At 60.0% G+C, this 9,395-nt stretch carries 8 protein-coding genes and 1 tRNA gene; all 9 read right to left on the bottom strand.

Translation table 11 applies throughout. The features are described 5' to 3' along the window. Nucleotides 1-150 precede the first annotated feature (150 nt). The 9 genes from ACYCZ5_RS13005 to mqo all read right to left on the bottom strand — a co-directional run bounded on the left by ACYCZ5_RS13005 (nucleotide 151) and on the right by mqo (nucleotide 9,381). Nucleotides 151-1,371, bottom strand: a complete 1,221-nt coding sequence (locus ACYCZ5_RS13005) for a tyrosine-type recombinase/integrase (protein ID WP_461545227.1) — start codon at nucleotides 1,369-1,371, stop codon at nucleotides 151-153. 171 nt (nucleotides 1,372-1,542) lie between these two features. Then, nucleotides 1,543-1,619: transfer RNA gene (locus ACYCZ5_RS13000), tRNA-Met, on the bottom strand. A 72-nt stretch (nucleotides 1,620-1,691) separates the two neighbouring features. After that, entirely contained in the window at nucleotides 1,692-2,432 is a 741-nt protein-coding gene (locus ACYCZ5_RS12995; protein ID WP_461545226.1) for an SPOR domain-containing protein, read from the bottom strand. Further along, on the bottom strand, nucleotides 2,429-3,151 hold the full coding sequence (locus ACYCZ5_RS12990; RefSeq protein ID WP_461545225.1) for a type III pantothenate kinase: 723 nt from the start codon (nucleotides 3,149-3,151) through the stop codon (nucleotides 2,429-2,431). The genes ACYCZ5_RS12995 and ACYCZ5_RS12990 overlap by 4 nt, the downstream gene beginning before the upstream one ends. A 1-nt stretch (nucleotide 3,152) precedes the next feature. Beyond that, entirely contained in the window at nucleotides 3,153-4,148 is a 996-nt protein-coding gene (locus ACYCZ5_RS12985; RefSeq protein ID WP_461545224.1) for a biotin--[acetyl-CoA-carboxylase] ligase, read from the bottom strand. Then, entirely contained in the window at nucleotides 4,145-5,317 is a 1,173-nt protein-coding gene (locus ACYCZ5_RS12980) for a patatin-like phospholipase family protein (RefSeq protein ID WP_461545223.1), read from the bottom strand. The genes ACYCZ5_RS12985 and ACYCZ5_RS12980 overlap by 4 nt, the downstream gene beginning before the upstream one ends. A gap of 4 nt (nucleotides 5,318-5,321) precedes the next feature. After that, complete coding sequence (locus tag ACYCZ5_RS12975; protein ID WP_461545222.1) at nucleotides 5,322-5,558, bottom strand: hypothetical protein; 237 nt, start codon at nucleotides 5,556-5,558, stop codon at nucleotides 5,322-5,324. Further along, entirely contained in the window at nucleotides 5,558-7,834 is a 2,277-nt protein-coding gene (locus ACYCZ5_RS12970; RefSeq protein ID WP_461545221.1) for an NADP-dependent malic enzyme, read from the bottom strand. Before ACYCZ5_RS12970 ends, ACYCZ5_RS12975 begins: the two co-directional genes overlap by 1 nt. A gap of 56 nt (nucleotides 7,835-7,890) precedes the next feature. After that, a complete protein-coding gene (gene mqo, locus ACYCZ5_RS12965; protein WP_461545220.1) occupies nucleotides 7,891-9,381 on the bottom strand; it encodes a malate dehydrogenase (quinone) in 1,491 nt (496 codons plus the stop codon). Between the last annotated feature and the right edge of the window lie 14 nt (nucleotides 9,382-9,395).

The raw sequence follows: 9,395 nt of genomic DNA, 5'->3' as shown, positions 1-9,395 counted from the left end.
CAGCAAGAAATGGACGATGCCAATCCGGGATTGGAAGGCGGCGCTAAACCGGTTTTCTATCCAGTTTGATGACAGGATGCCGCAGCAGTAATGGAATCCCGTTTACACAAAATTCTGGACACCCTCAACTTTGTCGAATTTGATTGACGCTTATGCCTTCAGCGGAATTACTTTTGCTCCGCTTTTCAAACTATCCAGATAATCCGCCCACGCCTGCATCATGTTTGCTCTATCAGGCAGGTACATGAGCCAGGTTTCACGTTTGTATGCTGCTTTTACCTTGTTGGGTTCTTCGTGTGCCAACTGCCTCTCGATGAGTTTTGGATCAAACCCGAGGTTATCGAGAGTGGTACTCGCCATGGCTCTAAAACCGTGGGGTGTCATTTCGTCGTTACTCCACCCCAACCTCCTTAACGCTGACCGCACTGCATTATCAGACATAGGACGATCACGGTCACGCTCTCCGGGGAACACATACTTTTCTCTGGAAGTCAGGGGATAGACTTCTCTCAGAATCGCAATTGCCTGCTTTGAAAGTGGAACGACATGCGGTTGCCGCATCTTCATCCGCTCTGCTGGGATAGTCCACAATGCGTTATCCAAATCGATCTCATACCAAGCAGCCATGCGCAATTCACCTGGTCGTAGAAATACATATGGAGATAGCTGAAGAGCGCAGCGAACGACCATCGATCCAGTGTAGCCATCAATACTTCGCATCAGCTCACCGATCCGGGCGGGAGATGTCACTGCTGCCATGTGGCGATCTCGTCTATATGGAGGCAAAGCCCCTCTTAGATCTGGAGCGGGGTTTCGGTCTGCCCTGCCAGTTGCAATCGCGTAGGAGAATATCTGCGAAACATTGGCCAAGGCGCGATGAGCAGTCTCAAGCGCCCCTCTGTCCTCAATCTTTCTGAGCACACGTAACAATTCAGGTGCATTGATCTCAGCGATCGGCCGTGCACCCATCCAAGGGAAGATATCTCGCTCCATCCGCTGAATGATTTTGATCGAATGGCTAGGCGTCCAATCCCTGGAGAACTTGGCGAACCACTCCCGAGCGATCGCCTCGTAGCTGTTCGTGACACTTTCTATTGCGGCGATTTTGGCGGCTTTCCGTTGCTCGCCGGGATCGACACCTTGGGCAAGAAGTTTTCTTAGCTCAAGCGTCTTTTCTCTAGCGTCTGCCAGGGTGACTTCAGGGTATGTGCCGAGCGAGATCCGCTTTTCCTTATCCAGGAAGCGATATTTGAGGCGCCACCACTTGCCCCCACTGGGGGATAACTCCAGATATAAGCCTTTACCGTCAAACATGCGGACAGTCTTGGCTTCTGGCTTGGCGTGGCGAATTTTGATATCGGTCAGGGACATGGGGGCAACTCCTTTTTAGGTACCGCTGTTGCCCCCAATGTTGCCCCCTGTTGCCCCCGGAAGTCAACGTGCCACCGCGAACCAAAACGGAAAATAAGGGGGGGAAATCAACAAAAAAGCCCGCATAATCGCGGGCTTAGGTGTGTCGCCGAACTTCTGCGAACTGTGTTCTGGTGGTGATAGGTGGACTTGAACCACCGACCCCAGCATTATGAGTGCTGTGCTCTAACCAACTGAGCTATATCACCGTCAACTTTTCGGGCATCGATCGTTGCGTTGCCAAAAAGAGGGCGGCATTTTGCTGATTTAGTCGCTCCCTGTCAATTACAGTCTGACATTTTCAGCTCGCTGTCTGGGAATTCTTTCTGAAAACCGCGCACTTTCGATTCGATCTCCGGCTCGGCATCCGCAATCACGAACTGTGTGAACCGGAGTTTGCTCTTGCGCTCCCCCACCTTGGCGGTGCGAACACCCTGTTTGCGCAGGCTGGACAGATAGTTCTCGGCAGCACGTTCTGTGCGAAACACACCCAGTGAGATAGCACGCTGCCATTCGCCTGCTTCCTGCACAACGAAATAATCGTTCACGCCCAGATTCTTCAGTTGCCCGATCTTTTTCTGCACCTCGGCCTGATTCTTCAGTGGTGACATATAGACCCAGTACCCGCTCGCATGCTCGATGCTGCGCGTCTGCAGGCGCGCCCCCAGTTCCAGTGCAGACAGTTTCTGCTGCGCATCTGCAAGACCTCTGCCGGAGAATTCCCCCCAGAACAGGCACTGCTTGATCTGCGGCGGATTCGCCAGTGCATCACTCAAACGCGGGGCGGGAGCAGGTTCTGCCGCTTCCACCGCCGATGCCACAGCGGACTCTGACACCGCGACCGGAGGCAAGGGTTCGGCTTTCGCCGCTGCCGCCTCTTTCAACAGGATGATCTTGTCCGCGTGCAACGGTGCCTGCGCTGCCAATACATCCGGATCGACCGTCAGCATCCCGCCCCAGCGCATCCACGCAAACAACAGTGCATTGACCAACAACAGCCCCCATACCCATTTCTTGCTCATGCTTCGTCTTCTCCCAATATCTGTAGCCCGTGCAACACCACATGCGCGTCATGCTCGCAAGGCACGGACCAGCCATGCATCACTTCGCCAGCCGCACCACCACTCAGCAGACAGCGCACGCTGCCCTCACGCTGTTGCAGCAGACCGTACTGATGCAGGATCGCCCCCTGCGTCGCCCGCACCGCTCCGCTCAGCATGGCAGCGGCGGTGTCGCGAGGGAAGTCCTGCAAGTCACCTGCCTGATCGGCCAGCTGCGCTGTGTTGGCGCTCAGACTGCTCAACATCAGAGACAGCCCCGGCAATATCAATCCACCCAGGAACTCGCCCTGCGCCGAGAGCGCATCGACCGTGGTCGCCGTGCCGCAATTGACCACCAGACAGGCACCGGCCACTCGGTGACGTGCCGCGACCAACGCCGCCCAGCGATCACTGCCGAGTTGTTGCGGCGCGCGATATGCGTTGCGCACGCCGCAGCGTTCAGCCTCGGCGCGGATGAGTGTCGGCTCACACTGCATAGCTGCGAAGAATTCGCGCAAATTGGCCTCGACCGCATCGCCCGCCACATTGGACACCAGTATGCGAGAACGCACCGGCAGATCGCCCACCAGCGCCGGCAGCTGTGCCAGATCGCGATTCTCCAGCACGCCCTGGCGCAGCCAGACGCCGTTCTCCACCAGCGCCCATTTGCAACGACTGTTCCCGATATCCAGCAACAGCATCCTATCTCCCCCTCAGACTGACTTCGCCGGAATGGAATTCGCGCAAGCCCTCTGCCGTTTCCACGCGCAACGCTCCTTCATCCGTCACACCCAGCGCGACGCCTTCGATACGCTTGCCATCCGGCATCAGCATCTCGACAGGACGGTTGGCATGTATATGGGCGGTTTCCCATTCCTTGTGTAGCGCAGTGAAACCATGCGCGGAGAACTCGCGCAGCACGGGCACCAGATGTTTGAGCAATACAGCCAACACCTTGTTGCGCTGACTGAGCTCGACACCGCAGGCCGACAAGTCGCCCGCCGTCTGCCCGATCTTGCCAGCTTCTGCCGGTGCGGCCAGATTCATCCCGATACCGATCACCACCGCGCTGGGGCCCAGCATATCGCCCTGCGCTTCCAGCAGGATACCGGCCAGCTTTCCTGATGGCAGCATCACATCATTCGGCCACTTCAGGCCGGCGTCTTCAACGCCCAGCTCCCGCAAGGCACGCATCATGGCGACACCCACAGCCAGACTCAACCCCGACAGCGCCGCCAAGCCGCATTCGAAACGCCATAGCTGTGAGAAAGTGAGCGCCTCGCCCAGACCGGCATGCCATGTACGCCCCAGGCGCCCGCGTCCGGCGCTCTGCCATTCCACCGCCACCACACGACCGCTGGCAGCGCCCTGCGACGCGGCATGCAACAACAAGGCATTGCTGGAAGTCGCGCATTCTAGGATCTGCAGATCCAGCGCCGCGCGTGCATCCCCGACTTCGGCAAGAATCCTGTCCTTGTCCAGCCAGCACAACGGATGGGACAGCCGATAGCCGCGCCCGCGCACACTTTGCAGCAAGACGCCGTATTGCGCCACGTCATGCAGCGCGTTGTGCACGCTGGCGCGCGACATCCCCAGCTGCCGGGCCATATCCTCGCCGGAATGGAACTCACCGTCTGCCAGCAAGCGCAGCAAAGTGAAGGTCAGTGACTTCGGGGGAATGGCCGCTGTAATGCTCATTGCGCCAGATCGCGGCACGGCGGTTCGCCGCCCTGCTCCAGAAAGGCGACGATCTCTTCGCGGCGCTTGAGCGCATCCTGATAGCCGAGATCGATCAACGCGCGGCAATAGTGTTTGTCGAACAGCAGATAACTCACCAGATTCGCACCGCTGCCGCGCATCACACCGGCCAGGCGCAACAGCAAACGGATCGTCCATGGCAAGTTGTGGATATAGCGCTCGGCGATCTTCTCCAGCGGCTGGCTGGGCGAGATGACCAGCGCCTCGACACGGCGCAAGTCCAGACTGCGGTGCATCTCCTCGGGAATGGCTGTCAGCGTCCGGTTGATACGTTGCAGGCGCTCCAGATCGACTTCCAGTCCGTCGATGAAGATGCTGTCAAGTGCATGGCCGGCGATCTCCGCCAGCGCGGGGTAATGCTCGATCTTGGGCCGCTTTTCGAAATCCTCGGTCGCGCTATGGCCGACTCCGACCACCAGCACGCGCTCCGCGCCCAGATGCAGCGCGGAACTGATAGGCGCGATCTGCCGCATCGAACCGTCGCCGAAGAACTCTCGGTTCACGTGCACGGCCGGGAACATGAACGGGATGGCGGACGAAGCCAACATATGCTGGATGTCGAGTTGGGTCGGCACTCCGACGCGGCGGGTGCGTTTCCATGGCTGGATATCTGGCGCGCCCTGATAGAACGTCACCGAATGGCCGGTACCATAGCCCGAGGCGGTGACACTCACCGCATGCACCAGTCCGTCATCGATATGGCGCTGGATCAATTCGCATGGCAGAGCACGCTCCAGGAAGGTACGCAAAGGGCTGTTGTCCAGCAACGAGACCTGATTGAGCCGGTTGCTGCCCAGCATGCTCAGCAGCAGGCCGAACACCCAACGCAGACTGTTACTCAGGACGCCGAGCGCATCGGCGCGGTAGATGTCGGTCACGTGCGCATTGGTCCATATGTTCAGCAGGTAGCGCACCCCCTTGCGGAAATGGCGCGCGTTCACCGCCAGCGTGATCGCGTTGAGCGCGCCGGCCGAAGTGCCGCTGATCACTTTGAAGGGGATCTTTGCCCGGTAAGGCAGGAACTCGGCGACGGCTTTCAGCACGCCGACCTGATAAGCCGCACGTGCACCACCGCCGGTGAGGATCAGCCCGATCTTCTCCTTTTGCATGGTTTCAAGCTGCCGAATGAGCCTTCACGGATTCCAGTGCGTCCTGCAAAGTTTCCTCGGGGAGCGCGTTGAGCATCTCGGACAGCACCTCGGCGGCATCCACCGCCTGCGGCTGCAAACGCATCGCGTCGGCATTCGCCACCAGCACCGCCGCCGCACCCACCACTTTGAGCAGGCGCGCACGTTCCGCCATCAACATCTCGATCTCATTGCTCAACAACTCTTCTTCCTGCTTGTTCATCATGCACTCCTGGTTTTCACGCCGGCGACAGCCAGCGCACTCATGTTCACGATACGCCGCACCGTCGCGGTCGCGGTCAATATATGCGCGGACTTGTCCGCACCCAACAAGATGCCGCCGATGGTGATGCCATCGCCCGCAGTCATCTTGAGCAGATTGTAGGCGATATTGGCCGCATCCAGATTGGGCATCACCAACAGATTGGCCTGACCTTTCAATTGCACGTCCGGGAACAACTGCTCGCGCATGCTTTCCGACAGCGCCGCGTCGCCATGCATCTCGCCCTCCACTTCCAGCTCCGGCGCCATCTGCGACAGCAAAGTCCGGGTACGCGCCATCTTGCGCGCCGATGCGTCATCATGGCTGCCGAAGTTGGAATGCGACAACAGCGCGACTTTCGGCGTCAGGCCGAAGTAACGCACCTCTTCAGCCGCCAGCATGGTCAACTCGGCCAGCTGCTCGGCAGTCGGATCGAGGTTCACATGCGTATCGCAGATGAACAATGTGTGTTTGGACAGCAACAGGATGTTCATCGCGCCGTACACACTGCTGCCGGGACGATGGCCGATCACCTCGTCGATGAAACGCAGGTGATAGAGCGGTTGGTCCACCGTACCGCACAGCATCGCATCGGCCGCGCCCATGTGCACCAGCATCGCCGCGATCAGCGTGCTGCGCCGGTGCATCTCGCGCTTGGCGACCTCGGGCGTCACCCCGCTGCGCGCACACAGGCGGTGGTATTCCATCCAGTAGTCGCGGTAGCGCGGATCATCGTTCGGATCGACCAGCTCGAAATCCTGACCGGCACGGATGCGCAAACCCAGCCGTTCGATGCGCTTCGCGATCACATCCGGCCGGCCCACCAGTATCGGCAGTGCTAATCCCTCGTCCACCACGGTCTGTACCGCATGCAGTACACGCTCGTCCTCGCCCTCCGCATAGACCAGACGATGTTTTGTCTTCTTCGCCAGATCGAACACCGGCTTCATCAACATCGTCGAGTGATAGACGAAGCTGGATAAGTGTTCGATGTAGGCCGACATATCAGGTATCGGTCGCGTCGCCACCCCGCTATCCATCGCCGCCTGCGCCACCGCCGGCGCGACCTTGTAGATCAGACGCGGATCGAAGGGCTTGGGGATCAGGTACTGCTCGCCGAAGCTCAGACTCTCGTCGCCATACACCGCAGCCACCTCATCCGACTGCTCGGCCCGTGCCAGTTCGGCGATGGCGCGTACTGCCGCCTGCTTCATCTCTTCATTGATGGCGGTCGCGCCCACATCCAGCGCACCGCGGAAGATATAGGGGAAACACAGCACGTTGTTGACCTGGTTCGGATAGTCGGAGCGGCCTGTCGCCAGGATCGCATCCGGGCGCGCCTCCAGCGCCAGCGCGGGCAATATCTCGGGATTCGGATTGGCCAGCGCGAAGATCAGCGGCCTCGCCGCCATCTGCTGCACCATCTCCGGTTTCAACACGCCGCCCGCCGACAGACCGAGGAACACATCCGCACCCGCAATGACCTCCGCCAGTTTGCGCTGCGGGATGTCGCGCGCATAACGCGCCTTGTTGTCGTCCATCTCCTCGGCACGCCCCGTGTACACCACGCCCTTGATGTCGGTGACGACGATGTTCTCCATCTTCACACCCAGGCTCACCAGCATGTCCAGACAAGCCAATGCCGCCGCACCCGCACCGCTCGCCACCAGTTTGATGTCCCCGATGTTCTTGCCGACCACACGCAGACCATTCAACAATGCCGCGCCGACGATGATGGCCGTACCGTGCTGGTCGTCGTGGAACACCGGGATTTTCATGCGCTCGCGCAGCTTGCGCTCGATGTAGAAACACTCGGGGGCTTTGATATCTTCCAGGTTGATGCCGCCGAAGGTGGGCTCCAGCGCGGCGATGATGTCGACCAGTTTGTCCGGGTCGTTCTCGGCGATCTCGATGTCGAATACATCGATACCGGCGAACTTCTTGAACAGCACGCCCTTGCCTTCCATCACCGGCTTGGACGCCAGCGGGCCGATGTTGCCCAGCCCCAGCACCGCCGTGCCGTTGCTGATGACGGCGACCAGATTGCCGCGTGCGGTGAGGTTGCGCACTTCAGAGGGGTCGCGCACGATCTCATCACAGGCCGCCGCGACGCCGGGTGAATAGGCCAGCGCCAGATCGCGCGCCGTATGCAAGGGCTTGCTCGGCTGCACGGTGATCTTGCCCGCCGGGGATTGGCGATGGTATTTCAATGCGGCTTCGCGTATCTGCTTGTCCATACTGCCCTCGCTATTCTGACTCCCCTCAACGGGTACTTCGCACACCCCCGCCGTACTTACCCCTTGCGCTCCAGCCGCAAAGTCTCCAGCGTGCGCTTGCGAACCGCATGCAACAACGGCACATCGTCATCCAGCGATGAACCGTAAGACGGGATCATCTCCCGCATCTTGCGCTGCCATTCTGCGCTCTTCATGCGCGGTTTGAAACAGCGCTCGATCACCTCAATCATCGCCTGCACCGAGGTCGATGCGCCGGGTGAAGCACCCAACAGCGTGGCCAGCGTGCCGTCCTGCGCAGTCACGATCTCGGTGCCGAACTCCAGCTTGCCGCCTTTCTTGTCGCAGTCCTTGATGATCTGCACGCGCTGACCGGCCGAGGCCAGCTCCCAGCCGTTCTCGCGCGCATTACCGAAGAAATCGCGCAGCGCACCGACACGGTCCTTGTGCGACTTCATCGCCTCGCCGATCAGGTAGCGCATCAATGGCAGGTTGTCGCGCGCCACCGACAGCATAGGTTTGAAGTTGCCCGACTTGAGCGAACCGAACAGGTCGAAGATCGAACCTTCCTTGAGGAACTTGGTGGTGATGCTGGCGAACGGCCCGAACAGCAGCACCGATTCACCGCCCAGGATGCGCGCATCCAGATGCGGCACCGACATCGGCGGCGCGCCCACCGCCGCCTTGCCGTACACCTTGGTCGTATGCTGGCGCACGATCTTCGGATCGTGGCAGATCAGCCACTGGCCGCTGACCGGGAACCCGCCGTAGCCCTTCGCCTCCGGGATGCCGGATTTCTGCAGCAGCGGCAGCGCGCCGCCACCCGCGCCGAGGAACACGAAACCCGCCTCGACAGTGCGCGTCTTGTCGTCGTGCGTATCCTTCACGCGCACATGCCAGCGCCCGTCGTCGTGCTGCTTGAGACCGGTGATGGTGTTGTTCAGCTTCAGCTCGAAATTGGGCAACTTGAGCAGCGCCTTCACCAGCTTGCGCGTCAGAAAACCGAAATCCACATCGGTACCATGCTTCACCTGCGTCGCCGCCACCGGCTCCTTGTCGTCGCGCCCCTGCATCACCAGCGGCATCCACTCGCGCAACACCGCCGGATCGTCGCTGAACTCCATCTCCTCGAACAGGTGATGAGTGTGCAGCGCCGCATAGCGCTTGCGCAGGAATTCGACATCCGCCTTGCCGCGCACGAAACTCTGGTGATACACGGGATTGATGAACTTCTCCGGCGTCGGCAACAAGCCCTGATCGACCAGATAGGACCAGAACTGCAACGACACCTCGTACGCCGCGTTGATCTCCAGCGCGCGCTTGATACTGACACTGCCATCCGCCTGCTGGGGCGTGTAGTTCAGCTCGCAATAGCCGGCGTGCCCGGTGCCCGCGTTGTTCAGCCCGTGCGAACTCTCGCTCGCCACCTTGGACAGGCGCTCCACCATCATGATCTTCAGTGAAGGATCGAGTTGCGCCAGCAACTTGCCCAGCGTCGCACTCATCACCCCTGCCCCGACCAGCAACACATCCACTTTCTTGTTCGACATCTTCAGACTTTCCG

The organism is Sideroxydans sp. (assembly GCF_054604835.1).
The sequence above is the reverse complement of the archived record's forward strand: the minus strand, read 5'-3'. Positions and strand labels throughout refer to the sequence as shown.